Annotated in this window: 12 protein-coding genes; 11 read left to right on the plus strand and 1 reads right to left on the minus strand. The window is 40.7% G+C overall.

The window, feature by feature from the left end; genetic code table 11:
• The first annotated feature begins 93 nt into the window (after positions 1-93).
• From ACLNCV_RS07210 to ACLNCV_RS07255, 10 genes are all read left to right on the plus strand, one after another.
• Positions 94-1995, plus strand: coding sequence for an ABC transporter ATP-binding protein (locus ACLNCV_RS07210; protein ID WP_084947058.1), 1902 nt, complete (start codon positions 94-96; stop codon positions 1993-1995).
• 63 nt (positions 1996-2058) lie between these two features.
• Positions 2059-4017 carry an NAD-dependent DNA ligase LigA gene (gene ligA / locus ACLNCV_RS07215; protein WP_424845041.1) on the plus strand — a complete coding sequence of 653 codons (1959 nt, stop codon included), beginning with the start codon at positions 2059-2061 and terminating at the stop codon, positions 4015-4017.
• A gap of 153 nt (positions 4018-4170) precedes the next feature.
• The gene (gene pulA / locus ACLNCV_RS07220; protein WP_150922425.1) at positions 4171-6456 is read left to right on the plus strand and encodes a type I pullulanase; all 2286 of its coding nucleotides are present in this window, start codon (positions 4171-4173) and stop codon (positions 6454-6456) included.
• Positions 6457-6651: 195 nt separating this feature from the next.
• Complete coding sequence (locus tag ACLNCV_RS07225; protein ID WP_000199367.1) at positions 6652-8076, plus strand: NADP-dependent glyceraldehyde-3-phosphate dehydrogenase; 1425 nt, start codon at positions 6652-6654, stop codon at positions 8074-8076.
• 273 nt (positions 8077-8349) lie between these two features.
• Positions 8350-10278, plus strand: a complete 1929-nt coding sequence (gene glgB, locus ACLNCV_RS07230; protein WP_125393289.1) for a 1,4-alpha-glucan branching protein GlgB — start codon at positions 8350-8352, stop codon at positions 10276-10278.
• Complete coding sequence (locus ACLNCV_RS07235; protein ID WP_049491443.1) at positions 10268-11410, plus strand: glucose-1-phosphate adenylyltransferase; 1143 nt, start codon at positions 10268-10270, stop codon at positions 11408-11410. Before glgB ends, ACLNCV_RS07235 begins: the two co-directional genes overlap by 11 nt.
• Positions 11400-12539 (plus strand): glucose-1-phosphate adenylyltransferase subunit GlgD, encoded by a 1140-nt coding sequence (gene glgD / locus ACLNCV_RS07240; RefSeq protein WP_049491441.1) that lies wholly within the window; start codon positions 11400-11402, stop codon positions 12537-12539. Before ACLNCV_RS07235 ends, glgD begins: the two co-directional genes overlap by 11 nt.
• On the plus strand, positions 12536-13969 hold the full coding sequence (gene glgA, locus ACLNCV_RS07245; RefSeq protein WP_424845042.1) for a glycogen synthase GlgA: 1434 nt from the start codon (positions 12536-12538) through the stop codon (positions 13967-13969). Before glgD ends, glgA begins: the two co-directional genes overlap by 4 nt.
• A 58-nt stretch (positions 13970-14027) precedes the next feature.
• Entirely contained in the window at positions 14028-14672 is a 645-nt protein-coding gene (gene serB / locus ACLNCV_RS07250) for a phosphoserine phosphatase SerB (RefSeq protein WP_424845043.1), read from the plus strand.
• 8 nt (positions 14673-14680) lie between these two features.
• Positions 14681-15796, plus strand: a complete 1116-nt coding sequence (locus ACLNCV_RS07255) for a glycerate kinase (protein ID WP_424845044.1) — start codon at positions 14681-14683, stop codon at positions 15794-15796.
• Here ACLNCV_RS07255 and ACLNCV_RS07260 read toward each other — a convergent pair.
• On the minus strand, positions 15793-16239 hold the full coding sequence (locus ACLNCV_RS07260; RefSeq protein WP_049501770.1) for a DUF1694 domain-containing protein: 447 nt from the start codon (positions 16237-16239) through the stop codon (positions 15793-15795). The genes ACLNCV_RS07255 and ACLNCV_RS07260 overlap by 4 nt on opposite strands.
• 163 nt (positions 16240-16402) lie before the next feature.
• Here ACLNCV_RS07260 and eno point away from each other — a divergent pair, with 163 nt between their 5' ends.
• A complete protein-coding gene (gene eno, locus ACLNCV_RS07265) occupies positions 16403-17707 on the plus strand; it encodes a surface-displayed alpha-enolase (RefSeq protein WP_424845045.1) in 1305 nt (434 codons plus the stop codon).
• The last annotated feature ends 108 nt before the right edge of the window (positions 17708-17815 follow it).

Here is a 17815-nt window from a genome sequence, read left to right on the forward strand (position 1 = left end):
TAGTAAAACCCTAGCATAATTTACAGAAAAGTAGTGACATATGCCGGTTTATCAAGTCTTGAATGCCTTAGGGAAACATGCTATACTACTCTTATGATTATTTTACAAGCTAATAGAATTGAACGTTCTTTTGCAGGAGAGGTTCTTTTTGATAATATTAACCTACAAGTTGATGAACGAGACCGGATTGCTCTCGTTGGGAAAAATGGTGCAGGTAAGTCTACTCTTTTGAAGATTTTGGTTGGAGAAGAGGAGCCAACTAGTGGAGAAATCAATAAGAAAAAAGATATTTCTCTGTCTTACCTAGCCCAAGATAGCCGTTTTGAGTCTGAAAATACCATCTACGATGAAATGCTTCATGTCTTTGATGACTTACGTCGGACGGAGAAACAACTGCGTCAGATGGAGTTAGAGATGGGTGAAAAGTCTGGTGAGGATTTGAACAAACTGATGTCAGATTATGATCGTTTATCTGAGAATTTTCGCCAAGCAGGTGGCTTTACCTATGAAGCTGATATTCGAGCGATTTTGAATGGATTTAAGTTTGACGAGTCTATGTGGCAGATGAAAATTGCCGAGCTTTCAGGTGGTCAAAATACTCGTTTGGCACTTGCCAAAATGCTTCTTGAAAAGCCAAATCTCTTGGTCTTGGACGAGCCAACTAACCACTTAGATATTGAAACTATAGCCTGGCTAGAGAATTACTTGGTAAATTATAGCGGTGCCCTCATTATCGTCAGCCACGACCGTTATTTCTTAGATAAGGTTGCGACAATTACGCTAGATTTGACCAAGCATTCCTTGGATCGTTATGTGGGGAATTACTCTCGTTTTGTTGAGTTAAAGGAGCAAAAGCTAGCTACTGAGGCAAAAAACTATGAAAAGCAACAAAAGGAAATCGCTGCTCTGGAAGACTTTGTCAATCGCAATCTAGTACGTGCTTCGACGACCAAACGAGCCCAATCTCGACGCAAACAACTGGAAAAAATGGAGCGTTTGGACAAACCTGAAGCTGGCAAGAAATCAGCCAACATGACCTTCCAGTCTGAAAAAACGTCGGGCAATGTTGTTTTGACTGTTGAGAATGCAGCTATTGGCTATGATGGGGAAATATTGTCAGATCCTATCAACCTAGACCTTCGTAAGATGAATGCTGTTGCTATTGTTGGACCAAATGGTATTGGCAAGTCAACCTTTATCAAGTCTATTGTGGACCAGATTCCTTTTATCAAGGGTGAGAAGCGCTTTGGCGCCAATGTTGAGGTTGGTTACTATGACCAAACCCAAAGCAAGCTGACACCAAGTAATACTGTACTGGATGAACTCTGGAATGATTTTAAACTGACACCAGAAGTTGAAATTCGTAACCGTCTAGGTGCCTTCCTTTTCTCAGGAGATGATGTTAAAAAATCAGTCGGCATGCTGTCTGGTGGCGAGAAAGCCCGTTTACTTCTCGCTAAACTTTCCATGGAAAACAACAACTTCTTGATTCTGGATGAGCCAACCAACCACTTGGATATTGATAGCAAGGAAGTGTTGGAAAATGCCTTGATTGACTTTGATGGAACTCTTCTATTCGTCAGTCACGACCGTTACTTTATCAATCGTGTGGCAACTCATGTACTGGAATTGTCTGAGAATGGATCAACTCTCTATCTTGGAGATTACGACTACTATGTCGAGAAGAAAGCAGAAGTAGAAATGATTCAAACTGAGGAAATTTCAACTACTAATCAAGCAAAAGAAGCAAGTCCAGTTAATGACTATCAAGCTCAGAAAGAAAGTCAAAAAGAAGCCCGTAAACTCATGCGACAAATCGAAAGTCTAGAAGCTGAAATCGAAGAGTTAGAAAGTCAAAGCCAAGACATTTCTGAACAAATGTTGGAAACAAACGATGCCGGCAAACTGGTGGAATTGCAGGCTGAACTGGACAAAATCAGCCATCGTCAGGAAGAAGCTATGCTTGAGTGGGAAGAATTATCAGAGCAGGTGTAAGATTTCTAAGTTTTCTGCCCTTCTCGTTTGTGAGAAGGGCTTAATTTATGGTAAAATAGTTTTATGAATAAAAGAATGAATGAGTTGGTCGCCTTGCTCAATCGCTATGCGACTGAGTACTATACCAGCGATAATCCCTCGGTTTCAGACAGTGAGTATGATCGCCTTTACCGAGAGTTGGTCGAGTTAGAAACTGCCTATCCAGATCAAGTGCTAGCAGACAGTCCTACCCATCGTGTTGGTGGCAAGGTTTTAGATGGTTTTGAAAAATACAGTCATCAGTATCCTCTTTATAGTTTGCAGGATGCTTTTTCACGTGAGGAGCTTGAAGCTTTTGATGCGCGTGTTCGTAAGGAAGTGGCTCATCCGACCTATATTTGTGAGCTGAAAATCGATGGTTTGTCTATCTCGCTGACTTATGAAAAGGGGATTTTAGTTGTTGGTGCAACACGTGGAGACGGTTCTGTTGGGGAGAATATAACAGAAAATCTTAAGCGTGTTAAGGACATTCCTTTGACCTTGCCAGAAGAACTAGATATCACAGTTCGTGGGGAATGTTACATGCCACGCGCTTCTTTTGACCAGGTTAACCAAGCTCGCCAAGAAAATGGAGAGCCTGAATTTGCCAATCCTCGTAATGCGGCAGCAGGCACCCTGCGACAGTTGGATACAGCAGTAGTTGCCAAGCGCAATCTTGCGACTTTCCTCTATCAAGAAGCCAGCCCTTCAACTCGTGATAGTCAAGAAAAGGTTTTGAAGCACCTTGAACAACTAGGTTTTGTGGTCAATCCAAAGCGAATCTTGGCTGAAAATATAGATGAAATCTGGGATTTTATTCAAAAAGTAGGACAGGAACGGGAAAACCTGCCTTATGATATCGATGGAGTGGTAATCAAGGTAAACGACCTAGCAAGTCAAGAAGAACTTGGTTTTACCGTCAAGGCTCCAAAGTGGGCAGTGGCCTACAAGTTTCCTGCTGAGGAAAAAGAAGCTAAACTCTTATCAGTTGATTGGACAGTTGGCCGTACGGGTGTTGTAACCCCAACAGCCAATCTAACACCAGTACAACTAGCTGGTACAACTGTTAGCCGTGCGACCCTACACAATGTGGATTATATTGCTGAAAAAGATATCCGCAAAGACGACACGGTTATCGTCTATAAGGCTGGGGACATCATTCCTGCTGTTTTACGTGTAGTAGAGTCCAAACGGGTTTCTGAAGAAAAACTAGATATCCCTACAAACTGCCCAAGTTGTAACTCTGACTTGTTGCACTTTGAAGATGAAGTGGCTCTCCGTTGTATCAATCCGCGTTGCCCTGCTCAAATCATGGAAGGCTTGATTCACTTTGCTTCTCGTGATGCTATGAATATTACAGGCCTTGGTCCTTCTATTGTTGAGAAACTCTTTGCTGCCAATTTAGTAAAGGATGTGGCGGATATTTACCGTTTGAAAGAAGAAGATTTCCTCCTTTTAGAGGGGGTTAAGGAAAAGTCTGCTGCTAAACTGTATCAGGCCATCCAAGCATCTAAGGAAAATTCTGCTGAAAAGCTCTTGTTTGGTTTGGGCATTCGTCATGTCGGAAGCAAGGCCAGTCAGCTGTTACTTCAACATTTCCACTCGATTGAAAATCTGGCTCAGGCAGATTCAGATGAAGTGGCTAGTATTGAAAGTCTGGGTAGTGTGATTGCCAAGAGTCTTCAGACATATTTTGCGACAGAAGGCTCTGAAATTCTCCTCAAAGAATTGAAAGAAGCTGGGGTCAATCTGGACTATAAAGGACAGACGGTAGTGGCAGATGCGGCCTTGTCAGGTTTGACCGTTGTATTGACTGGAAAATTGGAACGGCTCAAGCGCTCAGAAGCTAAAAATAAACTCGAAAGTTTGGGTGCTAAAGTGACTGGCAGTGTTTCTAAAAAGACCGACCTCGTCGTGGCAGGTGCAGATGCTGGAAGTAAACTTCAAAAAGCACAAGAACTTGGTATTGAAGTTCGAGATGAAGCTTGGCTCGAAAGTTTGTAAAGAATAGTAGAAGGCTAGATGTTAGATAGTCTGAAACTGTCTATCCTGAAGTGTTTTGACATGAATTGAGTCTATCTTGAGTCAGAAATTAAATTGCTGAATCTATCAGCACCACATAAAAAATTAAATTAAAATTAGAAATTAGGAAAAGAAATGTTAAATTACCCTGTAGTCATCCATTTTCATCGAAAAAACGGGGATTATGCAGCCTGTTCATTTAGTAGAAAACAGGCGGACAATGTTGAAAAATTGTATTATGAAAATAACTTTTTTGGAGCAAAGTTCTCCTTCACAGTTACAAGTCAAGAAAAGTTAGAAAACCTGAAGTTTTCTGTCGAGATTGATGGGACAGTTAAGGAATATTCCGTGCGTTATAACTACTATCCGCTTCTGACAGAAGTTTGGATTTTAGAGGGCGACGAGACTGTTTATTATTCTGAAAACCCAGCCATTGCTAGTCCTTACTACAAAGATCAAAATCCATTTGCTTTTGATAGAGCAATACATAGCGCTAGTTTTGATCACCACTGGGGCTACCAAGGAGAACTAGGTTACAGTCTTTCAGATTATCAGACTAGCTTTAAACTTTGGGCTCCTACGGCTACTGCTGTACAGGTGGTTGTCTACGAAAATACCAGCAACGACGCTCCGATTTGGAAAACCTTTAATCTAGAGCGTGGTAATAGCTATTCATACAGTCATAAGTACAATACCATTGGTGTTTGGAGTCTAGACTTAGATGAAAATCTTGCTGGCAAGGCTTATCAGTATCAGATTGACTTTCCTCACCACCAGACTGTGACGAGAGATCCTTACACGATTGCCACAAGTCCTGACGGCAAACGTTCCGTAATTCTTTCTCATCAAGACAGACAAGTAGAAGGATTTGTGGTCAAACATGGAACAGAAGCGCCTTGGCGTTTGGAAAATCCATGTAAAGCAGTTATCTGTGAAATGCATATCCGAGATTTAACCAAATCTCCGACCTCTGGAGTTGCAGAGCATCTCCGTGGAACCTTCCTTGGTGCTGCCCAGACTGGAACTGTAAACCAATTCGGACAAGCAACCGCCTTTGACTATATCAAAGAACTTGGCTGCAACTATGTTCAACTCCAGCCTATCTTTGATCGCCATAAGGAATACGATGAGGATGGAAATGTAACCTATAACTGGGGTTATGACCCTCAAAACTACAATGCACCAGAACCAAGTTTTTCTAGTAATCCAGATGATCCAGGGCAGGTCATTCGTGATTTGAAGACCATGGTTCAAGCCTATCACGATGCGGGGATTGGTGTCATTATGGACGTGGTTTATAATCACACCTTTTCAACGGTTGATGCACCTTTCCAAACAACTGTCCCTGATTACTACTATCGTATGAATCCAGACGGTACCTTCCAGAATGGAACAGGTGTTGGAAATGAAACAGCCAGTGAACACGAAATGTTCCGCAAGTACATGATTGATTCTCTTCTATACTGGGTACAGGAATACAATATTGACGGCTTCCGTTTTGACTTGATGGGTATTCATAATGTCAAAACCATGCAAGCGATTCGTTGGGCGCTAGATGAGGTTGATCCCCGTATTATCACTTATGGAGAAGGCTGGGATATGGGAACAGGTCTTGCAACTTATGATAAGGCCAAGAAGGATAATGCCTACCAAATGCCAAATATCGGATTCTTCAATGATAATCAGCGTGATGCGGTCAAAGGAGGAGAAGTTTATGGTGCAATCAAGTCAGGATTTGTAAGTGGTGCAGCCACTGAACCAATCATTGCCAAGGCCATTCTTGGTAGTCGAGAATTGGGTTCTTATCTCAGTCCAAACCAGGTTCTCAACTATGTTGAAGCCCATGACAATTACAATCTTCATGATTTGTTGGCGACTCTTCATCCTGATCAAAGTTCAGACCAGATTATGCGCAAGGTTGAGACGGCGACAGTAATGAACCTTCTCATGCAAGGAATGTCCTTTATGGAAATTGGCCAAGAATTTGGTCGAACCAAATTAATTCCGACGGGTGAACATGGACAACTCACTTCGGCAGACCGAGAACGTGCTATGAATAGTTACAAGGCTCCTGACAGTGTTAACCAAATAAACTGGGATTTAATCAATGAAAGACAAGAAAGCATTGACTTTGTCCGTCAAATTATTCGACTGAAAACACAGACTAGCGCCTTTTCTTATCCTACATACGAAGAAGTTTACCGTCATGTCTTTGTTCACACAGCTGCAGAAAATAGCGGATGGATTGTTTACGAGATTCACGGGGGGCCAGAACATCTATTGGTAGTATTCAATGCCAAGGGAACTTCCTTATACTTTGAAAATGCAGGAAATCTAGAAATGCTTGTGACCAATAGTCGTTCGAAACAAGAAAATGTCATTGATGATACTAGTGTCGCAGTGCTAAAAGTACTCTCTTAAATGCATAAACTAAAAAGGGTTAGATTGTCTAATCCTTTTTATCATTTATAAGTTTTCAATGAAGATTAGAATCAAGTTTCAAATAGTTTGAAAAACCAAGCTTGTGAAAATAATCTCAAAAAAATTGCAAAAAGGGTTGTAATTTTCTGAAAATTTGGTAAAATATATCTTAATCATTTTCAGGAGGACGAGAATTTGACAAGATATCAGAATTTAGTAAATGGAAAATGGAAATCAGCTGAAAAAGAAATTACGATTTATTCACCAATAAACCAAGAAGAATTAGGGACTGTTCCAGCTATGACTCAGGCAGAAGTAGATGAGGCTATGAAAGCTGCGCGTGCAGCCCTGCCAGCTTGGCGAGCTTTATCAGCAGTTGAACGTGCGGCTTATTTGCACAAAACAGCAGCTATTTTAGAACGTGATAAGGAAGAAATTGGTACTATACTTGCCAAAGAAGTGGCAAAGGGAATTAAAGCAGCTATTGGAGAAGTGGTGCGTACCGCAGACTTGATTCGCTATGCTGCTGAGGAAGGTCTCCGTATCACTGGACAAGCAATGGAAGGTGGCGGTTTTGAAGCAGCAAGTAAAAATAAATTGGCCGTTGTTCGTCGCGAGCCAGTTGGTGTCGTGCTGGCTATCGCTCCCTTTAATTATCCAGTTAATTTATCTGCTTCTAAAATTGCACCTGCCTTGATTGCAGGGAATGTAGTCATGTTTAAGCCACCAACACAAGGTTCTATTTCTGGGCTCTTGTTGGCTAAAGCGTTTGAAGAAGCAGGGATTCCGGCTGGTGTTTTCAATACCATTACGGGTCGTGGTTCAGAAATTGGGGATTATATCATTGAACACAAAGAAGTCAACTTCATCAACTTTACAGGTTCAACTCCTATCGGAGAACGTATTGGTCGTTTAGCTGGTATGCGTCCAATCATGTTGGAGCTTGGTGGGAAAGATGCAGCCTTAGTACTAGAAGATGCAGATTTGGAACATGCTGCCAAGCAAATTGTTGCGGGTGCCTTTAGCTATTCAGGTCAACGTTGCACAGCCATTAAACGTGTTATTGTTATCGAAAGTGTAGCAGATACACTAGCTGCTTTGCTTCAAGCAGAGGTTACTAAATTAACAGTTGGCGATCCATTCGACAATGCTGATATCACACCAGTTATCGACAATGCTTCAGCAGACTTTATTTGGGGCTTGATTGATGATGCACAAGAAAAAGGTGCTCAGGCTCTTACACCAATCAAACGCGAAGGCAATCTTCTATGGCCAGTGCTTTTTGACCAAGTTACAAAAGATATGAAAGTGGCATGGGAAGAGCCATTTGGTCCTGTTTTACCAATTATCCGTGTGGCTAGTGTAGAGGAAGCCATTGCCTTTGCCAACGAATCTGAATTCGGCCTTCAATCCTCAGTCTTTACAAATGATTTCAAAAAAGCATTTGAAATTGCTGAAAAACTTGAAGTGGGTACAGTTCATATAAATAATAAAACCCAGCGTGGTCCAGATAATTTCCCATTCCTTGGTGTCAAAGGTTCTGGCGCTGGAGTGCAAGGAATTAAATATAGTATTGAAGCGATGACAAATGTCAAATCCATTGTTTTTGATGTGAAATGAAATGTAAAATCAGGAGATTCGTTTCCTGATTTATTTTTTTACTTAAAATTATATTTTTTGTTAGCTAAATAACGAACTTTGTGATAGTATTATTAAAAAACAATTCGTTTTCAAAGCGTTTCTGAAAATTTCTTGATTTACAAGTGAACACATCAGTGAATTTGTTGAAGACTTTCAAAAGATTTTTTTGCAAATTCCGTAATTTACTTGAATCTTCCCTAAAAAGGTAGTATAATAAATCTATAGAAAACGCTTACAGAGTTAGGAGGGTGTATGGATAAGAATAATGCTTTAAAAACCTTTATGACAGGTGAAAATTTTCACCTCCAGCACTATCTGGGAGCTCATAGGGAAGAAAAAAATGGAGAGTATGGCTATACTTTTCGTGTGTGGGCGCCTAATGCTCAGGCTGTTCACTTGGTAGGGGATTTCACCAATTGGGTTGAAAATCAAATTCCAATGGAACGAAATGAATTTGGGATCTGGGAAGTCTTTACCACTCTTGCTCAAGAAGGCCAAATTTATAAGTATCATATCACACGATCAAACGGTCATCAGTTGATGAAGATTGACCCTTTGGCTGTAAGGTATGAGGCACGACCTGGTACTGGGGCTATTTTAACAGAGATTCCAGAAAAGAAATGGAAGGATGGTCTCTGGCTAGCCCGTAGAAAACGCTTGAGCTTTGAAGAGCGTCCTGTCAATATTTACGAGGCTCATGCTGGCTCTTGGAAGAGAAATCCTGATGGCAGCCCCTATAGTTTTTCTCAATTGAAAGATGAACTTATTCCTTACTTGGTTGAGATGAACTATACTCACATTGAGTTTATGCCTTTGATGTCTCACCCACTAGGTTTGAGTTGGGGCTATCAGCTTATGGGTTACTTTGCTCTAGAGCATGCCTATGGTCGTCCTGAAGAATTTCAAGATTTTGTTGAGGAATGTCACTTAAACAATATTGGGGTTATTGTAGACTGGGTACCTGGTCATTTCACCATTAATGATGATGCCTTAGCTTATTATGATGGGACACCGACTTTTGAGTACCAAGACCATAATAAGGCTCATAACTATGGTTGGGGCGCTCTCAATTTTGACCTTGGAAAAAATGAAGTCCAGTCCTTCTTGATTTCTAGTATTAAGTTTTGGATTGACTTTTACCATCTAGATGGTATTCGTGTGGATGCTGTCAGCAATATACTCTATTTAGACTACGATGATGCTCCATGGACACCTAATAAAGATGGTGGCAATCTCAACTATGAGGGATATTATTTCCTTCAACGCTTGAATGATGTGATTAAACTAGTTCATCCAGATGTGATGATGATCGCAGAAGAAAGTTCGTCAGCAACCAAGATTACGGGAATGAAAGAGCTTGGTGGTCTAGGATTTGACTACAAGTGGAATATGGGCTGGATGAATGATATCCTCCGTTTCTACGAAGAAGATCCGATTTACCGTAAATATGACTTTAATCTGGTGACTTTCAGCTTTATGTATGTCTTCAAGGAAAACTATCTCCTACCATTCTCGCACGATGAAGTGGTTCATGGCAAGAAGAGTATGATGCACAAGATGTGGGGAGATCGCTACAATCAATTCGCAGGTTTGCGCAATCTCTACACTTACCAAATTTGTCACCCAGGTAAAAAATTGCTCTTCATGGGTAGTGAATATGGGCAATTCCTAGAATGGAAATCTGAAGAGCAGTTGGAATGGTCTAACCTAGAAGATCCAATGAATGCTAAGATGAAGTATTTCACTTCTCAGCTAAATCAGTTTTACAAAGACCACCGCTGTCTGTGGGAAATTGATACCAGCTATGATGGAATTGAAATCATCGATGCGGATAATAGAGACCAGAGTGTTCTTTCCTTCATCCGTAAGGGTAAGAAGGATGATATGTTAGTCTGTATCTTTAATATGGCACCTGTTGAACGAAAAGATTTTACAATCGGACTTCCTGTTGCAGGGATTTACGAAGAAGTTTGGAATACTGAGTTAGAAGAGTGGGGAGGCGTTTGGAAAGAACATAATCAAACTGTGCAAACGCAAGAAGGACTATGGAAAGATTATGAGCAGACCTTGACCTTTACCCTACCGGCTATGGGAGCAAGTGTTTGGAAAATCAAACGTCGCTTGAAACCTACTAAAACCGTCACAAGTAAAAATCAAAAAGGAGTAGAAAATGAAGAATGAAATGTTAGCTTTGATTCTTGCTGGTGGGCAAGGAACTCGTCTCGGTAAACTCACTCAAAGCATTGCAAAACCAGCTGTGCAATTTGGTGGGCGCTACCGTATCATTGACTTTGCTCTTTCAAACTGTGCCAACTCAGGCATCAACAATGTTGGAGTCATTACACAGTACCAACCACTTGCTCTCAACAACCATATTGGTAATGGTTCAAGCTGGGGACTAGACGGTATCAATTCTGGTGTCTCTATTCTTCAACCTTATTCTGCAAGTGAAGGAAATCGTTGGTTTGAGGGGACTAGCCACGCTATTTACCAAAATATTGATTATATCGACAGTGTCAATCCTGAGTATGTCTTGATTCTATCTGGGGACCATATCTACAAAATGGATTATGATGATATGCTCCAGTCTCACAAAGATAATAATGCCAGCTTGACAGTAGCGGTTTTAGACGTCCCTCTTAAAGAAGCTAGTCGTTTTGGTATTATGAACACAGATGCCAATAACCGCATTGTTGAATTTGAAGAAAAACCAGCTCAACCTAAATCTACAAAAGCTTCTATGGGAATTTACATTTTTGATTGGCAACGTCTGCGCAATATGCTTGTTACTGCTGAAAAGAGCAATGTCGATATGTCAGACTTCGGTAAGAATGTCATTCCAAATTACCTTGAGTCAGGTGAAAGTGTCTATGCATATGAGTTTAATGGCTACTGGAAAGATGTTGGTACTATTGAGTCACTTTGGGAAGCTAACATGGAATATATTTCACCAGAAAATGCCTTGGATAGCCGTAACCGTCAATGGAAGATTTACTCAAGAAACTTAATTTCACCACCAAACTTCCTTGGGGCAAATGCTCATGTGGAAGATTCCTTGGTTGTCGATGGCTGTTTCGTAGATGGAACTGTTAAACATTCTATCCTCTCAACAGGTGCGCAAGTTCGCGAAGGGGCAGAAGTAGTAGATTCAGTTATCATGAGTGGTGCAATTGTCGGTCAGGGAGCTAAAATCAAACGTGCCATTATTGGTGAAGGTGCAGTTATTTCTGATGGTGTCGAAATTGATGGAACAGAAGAAGTACAAGTTGTAGGATATGATGAAGTAGTGGGGGTAGCAACAGATGAAGATTGATAAATATTCTGCCATTTTAGGAAACACAGTTGGTTTTCATGATATGTCAACACTGACAGACCACCGTCCAGTAGCTAGTTTGCCATTTGGTGGTAAATATCGCTTGATTGACTTCCCGCTTTCAAGTCTTGCTAATGCTGGTGTCCGTAGTATTTTTGGTATTTTCCAACAAGACAATATCAGCTCAGTCTTTGACCATATCCGTTCAGGACGTGAGTGGGGCTTGTCAACTCTTCTTAGCCACTATTATCTAGGTATTTACAATACTCGTGTGGAAAGTAGTACAGTTGGAAAAGAATACTACCAACAACTTCTTACTTACTTGAAACGTTCTGGCTCAAACCAAACAGTTTCACTCAACTGTGATGTTTTGATTAATATTGATTTGAACCAAGTTTTCCATCTACATAGTACAACAAAAGGGCCTATCACTGTAGTTTATAAAAAACTAGCTAAGAAAGACATTTCAGAAGTAAACGCAATCTTGGAAGTGGATGAAACAGACCATGTTCGTTCTCATAAACTCTTTGATAGTAAATCATCAGATGAAGTTTACAATATGTCGACAGATATCTTTGTCGTTGATACCCCTTGGTTGATTGAACGCTTAGAAGAAGAGGCTAAGAAAGAACATCCAGAGAAGTTGCGCTATGTTTTACGGGATTTGGCTGCAAAAGAAGGGGCTTTTGCCTACGAGTACACAGGCTACCTAGCCAACATTCATTCTGTAGAGTCTTATTATAAAGCGAATATCGATATGCTTGAATCGCAAAAGTTCTATTCTCTCTTCTCACCAAACCAAAAGATTTATACAAAGGTCAAAAACGAAGAGCCAACTTACTATGCCAATACATCTAAGGTAAGTACTTCTCAGTTTGCTTCTGGTAGTATTGTTGAAGGTCAAGTGGCTAATTCTGTTTTATCACGTAATATTCATGTCCATAAGGATAGCTTGGTTAAAGATAGCATCTTATTCCCTCGTGTTGTTATTGGAGAAGGTGCTCAGGTAGAATACGCTATATTGGACAAGGGTGTTGAAGTTGCGGATGGAGTAGTGATCCGTGGAACTGCAGAACATCCAGTCGTCGTTAAGAAAGGTGCTAAAGTAACAGAGGATATTCATTCATGAAAATTTTATTTGTAGCAGCAGAGGGTGCACCCTTTTCAAAAACAGGTGGTTTGGGAGACGTCATTGGCGCTCTTCCAAAATCACTGGTAAAAGCTGGGCACGAAGTTGCAGTGATTTTACCCTACTATGACATGGTAGAGGCTAAATTTGGAAATCAGATTGAAGATGTTCTTCATTTTGAGGTGAGCGTCGGTTGGCGCAGACAGTACTGTGGGATTAAGAAAACCGTCTTAAACGGTGTAACCTTCTACTTTATTGACAACCAATATTATTTCTTCCGTGGCCATGTTTACGGTGATTTTGACGATGGGGAACGCTTCGCTTTCTTCCAACTGGCTGCCATTGAGGCTATGGAAAGGATTGACTTTATCCCTGACCTTCTCCATGTTCATGACTACCATACAGCCATGATACCTTTCTTGTTAAAGGAAAAATACCGTTGGATTCAAGCCTATCAAGGAATTAAAACTGTTTTAACCATTCATAATTTAGAATTCCAAGGACAATTTTCAGAGGGAATGTTATGGGATTTGTTTGGAGTCGGCTTCGAACGTTATGCTGATGGTACCCTTCGCTGGAATAACTGTCTGAACTGGATGAAGGCAGGTATTCTCTATGCGGACCGTGTTTCAACAGTTTCGCCTAGTTATGCTCATGAAATTATGACCAGTCAGTTTGGATGTAACTTGGATCAGATTCTTCGAATGGAATCTGGCAAGGTATCTGGTATCGTGAATGGGATTGATGCTGACCTGTATAATCCTCAGACGGATGCTCTTTTAGACTATCATTTTAGTCAAGAAGATTTGTCTGGGAAAGACCAAAACAAGGCAAAATTGCAAGAGAGAGTTGGCTTGCCAGTTAGAGCTGATGTTCCACTGGTGGGAATTGTTTCTCGTTTGACACGTCAAAAAGGTTTTGATGTCGTGGTCGAAAGTCATCACCATATCTTGCAAAATGATGTTCAGATTGTTCTTTTGGGAACTGGAGATCCAGCCTTTGAAGGTGCTTTCTCGTGGTTTGCTCAGATTTACCCAGACAAGCTATCAGCAAATATCACTTTTGATGTCAAACTAGCTCAAGAAATCTACGCTGCTTGTGACCTCTTCCTCATGCCAAGTCGTTTTGAACCATGTGGCTTGTCTCAAATGATGGCGATGCGTTATGGAACCTTGCCATTGGTCCATGAAGTTGGTGGCTTGCGAGATACCGTTCGCGCTTTCAATCCAATCGAAGGAAGCGGTACGGGCTTTAGCTTTGACAATCTATCTCCTTATTGGTTAAATTGGACTTTCCAAACAGCATTGGACTTGTATCGAAACCATCCTGACGTTTGGAGAAAACTACAAAAACAAGCTATGGAGTGTGATTTCTCATGGGATACAGCCTGCAAATCATACCTTGACTTGTACCATAGCTTAGTTAATTAATAGATAAAATCGTATGATGACTTCATACGATTTTTAGGCTGTTTAGAGAGGAGAACTTATGTCTCAAGTAAAAGGTTTGTGTGTCATGGATGTTGATGGAACCTTAATTCTAGAAGAAGTGATTGATTTGTTGGGAAGAGAGGCAGGCTGTGAGGAGGAAATTTCGCTGATTACAAGTCGGGCAATGCGAGGAGAGTTAGACTTTGAAAGAAGTTTACGAGACAGAGTGTCCTTCTTGGAAGGTCTTCCTATTTCGGCCTTTGATAAAGTCTTCAACTCTATTCATCTAACGCCAAATGCCCAGGAATTCATTTCCATTCTCCAAAAGAACGGCATCCTAGTTGGTCTGGTGTCCGGTGGATTTACTCCAATAGTTGAGAGATTAGCAAAATCTCTTGGAATTGCCTGTTTCTCTGCCAACCAACTAGAAGTCAAAGGTGGCTTTCTAACAGGGAAATTAGTTGGACAAATTATTAGTCCCGAGGTTAAAAAAGAGACTCTGGAACAATGGAGAAAGGAACTAAAACTTTCTAAAGAAAGAACGATTGCAATCGGAGATGGGGCCAATGATCTATTTATGTTGAAGTCGGCAGGATTGGGAATCGCCTTTTGTGCCAAAGAAGTGCTCAAAAAAGAAATACCGAATCATGTTGACAAGAGGGATTTTTTAGAAGTTCTTCCTTTGATTGACTGTTTAGAATGAGGGAAAATATGAAGATTGTAATTGCACCAGATTCATTTAAGGAAAGCTTGTCCGCTCAACAAGTAGCTGAAGCAATAAAAAGAGGCTTCCAACAATCGATAGCAGATGTAGAATGTCTCCTCTGTCCTGTTGGTGATGGTGGCGAAGGTACAGTAGATGCTATTCGGCATTCTATTGACCTTGAAGAAAAATGGATCAAAGTTACAGGACCTTTTGGACAAAAAGAAGCCATGCGCTATTTTCAAAAAGGGGGACTGGCACTATTTGAAGTGGCTGATTTAGTTGGCCTTGAAAAAATTCCGCTAGAGAAACGAAATCCACTGCAAATCCAAACTTGTGGAATAGGGGAATTGATTCGTTATCTCATTGCTCAAGGGATTAAAGATATCTATATCGGTGTTGGTGGCACAGCCAGTAATGACGGAGGAATTGGGATCGCTGCTGGTTTAGGTTATCGATTTTATGATAGGGATGGAAATGTCTTGCCGGCTTGCGGTCAATCCTTACTAAAATTAGCTTCTGTTTCAACAGAAAATCGCTATGAAATTCCTGAAGATGTTCAAATTCGTATTTTAGCAGATGTCGTAAGTCCCTTATGTGGTCATCAAGGTGCGACTTACACTTTTGGCAAGCAAAAAGGCCTACATCCTACTATGTTTGCAGTCGTAGATAAGGCAATACAAGATTTTTATGAAAAAATCTTACCTGCAACATTGGAAATTAAAGGAGCAGGGGCTGGTGGAGGCATTGCTGGCGGTTTGTGTGCCTTTGCTCAGGCAAATATCGTGTCTGGAATTGATACCTGCTTGAACTTAATCAACTTTGATAAGAAAGTTTCACATGCTGATTTGGTTATTGTTGGAGAAGGGAGGCTAGATCGTCAAAGTTTAGCAGGTAAAGCACCTATAGGTGTTGCAAAAAGAACCCCTGTCGGAGTTCCTGTCATTGCTATTTGTGGTAGTCTTGCTGAAGATTTACCTTCCCTACCATTTGAAAATATCCAAGCTGCCTTTTCTATTTTGGAGAAAAGTGAACCTCTAGAAGAGAGTTTGAAAAATGCCAGTCTCTATTTGGAGCACACGGCTGCTAATGTAGGGCATTTATTAAATATGCGCAAGATTTAGCCAAACCATTTCTTCCAGATGGATGTTTTGGCTGGTTCTTCCTTTTTAACTTCCCAAAGTTTTGCAAAAGCAAGTCGAAGGTTCTTTTCTTCTACTTGAACTGGTGCATTGGTGTGGATAATAAGGCCAAAAGGAGAAGAAGTATGCTCTTCAGATACAATGGTAGCTTGACTATCAGTTTCTTTAGCTTCTTTTAAGTAGAAAACTTGCTTGTCAAATTCGATATTTGGTGAAATCTTCACAAATAGTGGTTCTGCTTTTTCCTGAAGGTTTTCTAAAATGGATAAAAAGCCTTTTTCTAACTGAGGGCTATTTGCTGTATCAATATCTGCATATCCAAGAACTCTTTCCTCAAAAGTACCAAGATAGCGTCTTTGCTCATCCGGATTTAATTTTGCTCCACCATGAGCTTTTTCAAGTAATTGTTTTGATAAATCTGTCATGAAAACAGTATATCATAAAAGTTAGAATAAAACAGACAAAAGAAAGCGATTACTTTATAAACTTAAGGAAAATTTGCACAAAGATAATGTTTTTTCTTGAAAAAGGTATCTTTTTGATGTATCATAGAGGTGTAAAATAATTTAACTCAAAGGAGAGTAAAAAATGTCAATTATTACTGATGTTTACGCTCGCGAAGTCCTAGACTCACGCGGTAACCCAACACTTGAAGTAGAAGTATATACTGAATCAGGTGCTTTCGGACGTGGTATGGTTCCATCAGGAGCTTCTACTGGTGAACACGAAGCAGTTGAACTTCGTGACGGTGACAAATCTCGTTACGGTGGTCTTGGAACTCAAAAGGCTGTTGACAACGTAAACAACATTATTGCTGAAGCAATCATCGGCTATGATGTACGTGATCAACAAGCTATCGACCGTGCTATGATCGCTCTTGACGGTACTCCTAACAAAGGTAAATTGGGAGCAAACGCAATCCTTGGTGTGTCTATCGCTGTAGCTCGTGCTGCTGCTGACTACCTTGAAATCCCACTTTACAGCTACCTTGGTGGATTCAACACTAAAGTTCTTCCAACTCCAATGATGAACATCATCAATGGTGGATCTCACTCAGATGCTCCAATCGCTTTCCAAGAATTCATGATCGTACCTGCTGGTGCACCTACATTCAAAGAAGCTCTTCGTTGGGGTGCTGAAATCTTCCACGCACTTAAGAAAATCCTTAAAGGTCGTGGTCTTGAAACAGCCGTTGGTGACGAAGGTGGATTTGCTCCTCGTTTCGACGGAACTGAAGATGGTGTAGAAACTATCATCGCTGCTATCGAAGCTGCTGGTTATGTTCCAGGTAAAGACGTATTTATCGGATTTGACTGTGCATCATCAGAATTCTACGATAAAGAACGCAAAGTTTACGATTACACTAAATTCGAAGGTGAAGGAGCTGCTGTCCGCACTGCTGCTGAACAAATCGACTACCTTGAAGAATTGGTAAACAAATACCCAATCATCATTATCGAAGATGGTATGGACGAAAACGACTGGGACGGTTGGAAAGCTCTTACTGAACGTCTTGGTGGTAAAGTTCAATTGATTGGTGACGACGTCTTCGTAACAAACACTGACTACCTTTCACGTGGTATCGAAGAAAAATGTGCTAACTCAATCCTTATCAAAGTTAACCAAATCGGTACTCTTACTGAAACATTCGACGCTATCGAAATGGCGAAAGAAGCTGGTTACACTGCTGTTGTATCACACCGTTCAGGTGAAACTGAAGATTCAACAATCGCTGACATCGCAGTTGCAACTAACGCAGGACAAATCAAGACTGGTTCACTTTCACGTACAGACCGTATCGCTAAATACAACCAATTGCTTCGCATCGAAGACCAACTTGGTGAAGTAGCTGAATACCGTGGATTGAAATCATTCTACAACCTTAAAAAATAAAATAGTTCAGTGAACTATTTTATCCCGAACCTTGAAATTCAAAAGTTCGGCCGTTGATTTAACAACGTTTCTAGCCCCTCGGATTTTATCCGAAGGGCTATTTTTGTA

Origin of the sequence: Streptococcus sp. CL5.50, assembly GCF_049738015.1 — a bacterium.
GTDB classification, from domain to species: domain Bacteria; phylum Bacillota; class Bacilli; order Lactobacillales; family Streptococcaceae; genus Streptococcus; species Streptococcus mitis_CA.

What these genes read in the sequence shown, in the direction of transcription:
- ACLNCV_RS07210 (WP_084947058.1), top strand. Translation starts at nt 94, where the DNA reads ATGATTATTTTACAAGCTAATAGAATTGAACGTTCTTTTGCAGGAGAG.
- ligA (WP_424845041.1), top strand. Translation starts at nt 2,059, where the DNA reads ATGAATAAAAGAATGAATGAGTTGGTCGCCTTGCTCAATCGCTATGCG.
- pulA (WP_150922425.1), top strand. Translation starts at nt 4,171, where the DNA reads ATGTTAAATTACCCTGTAGTCATCCATTTTCATCGAAAAAACGGGGAT.
- glgB (WP_125393289.1), top strand. Translation starts at nt 8,350, where the DNA reads ATGGATAAGAATAATGCTTTAAAAACCTTTATGACAGGTGAAAATTTT.
- ACLNCV_RS07235 (WP_049491443.1), top strand. Translation starts at nt 10,268, where the DNA reads ATGAAGAATGAAATGTTAGCTTTGATTCTTGCTGGTGGGCAAGGAACT.
- glgD (WP_049491441.1), top strand. Translation starts at nt 11,400, where the DNA reads ATGAAGATTGATAAATATTCTGCCATTTTAGGAAACACAGTTGGTTTT.
- glgA (WP_424845042.1), top strand. Translation starts at nt 12,536, where the DNA reads ATGAAAATTTTATTTGTAGCAGCAGAGGGTGCACCCTTTTCAAAAACA.
- serB (WP_424845043.1), top strand. Translation starts at nt 14,028, where the DNA reads ATGTCTCAAGTAAAAGGTTTGTGTGTCATGGATGTTGATGGAACCTTA.
- ACLNCV_RS07255 (WP_424845044.1), top strand. Translation starts at nt 14,681, where the DNA reads ATGAAGATTGTAATTGCACCAGATTCATTTAAGGAAAGCTTGTCCGCT.
- ACLNCV_RS07260 (WP_049501770.1), bottom strand. Translation starts at nt 16,239, where the DNA reads ATGACAGATTTATCAAAACAATTACTTGAAAAAGCTCATGGTGGAGCA.
- eno (WP_424845045.1), top strand. Translation starts at nt 16,403, where the DNA reads ATGTCAATTATTACTGATGTTTACGCTCGCGAAGTCCTAGACTCACGC.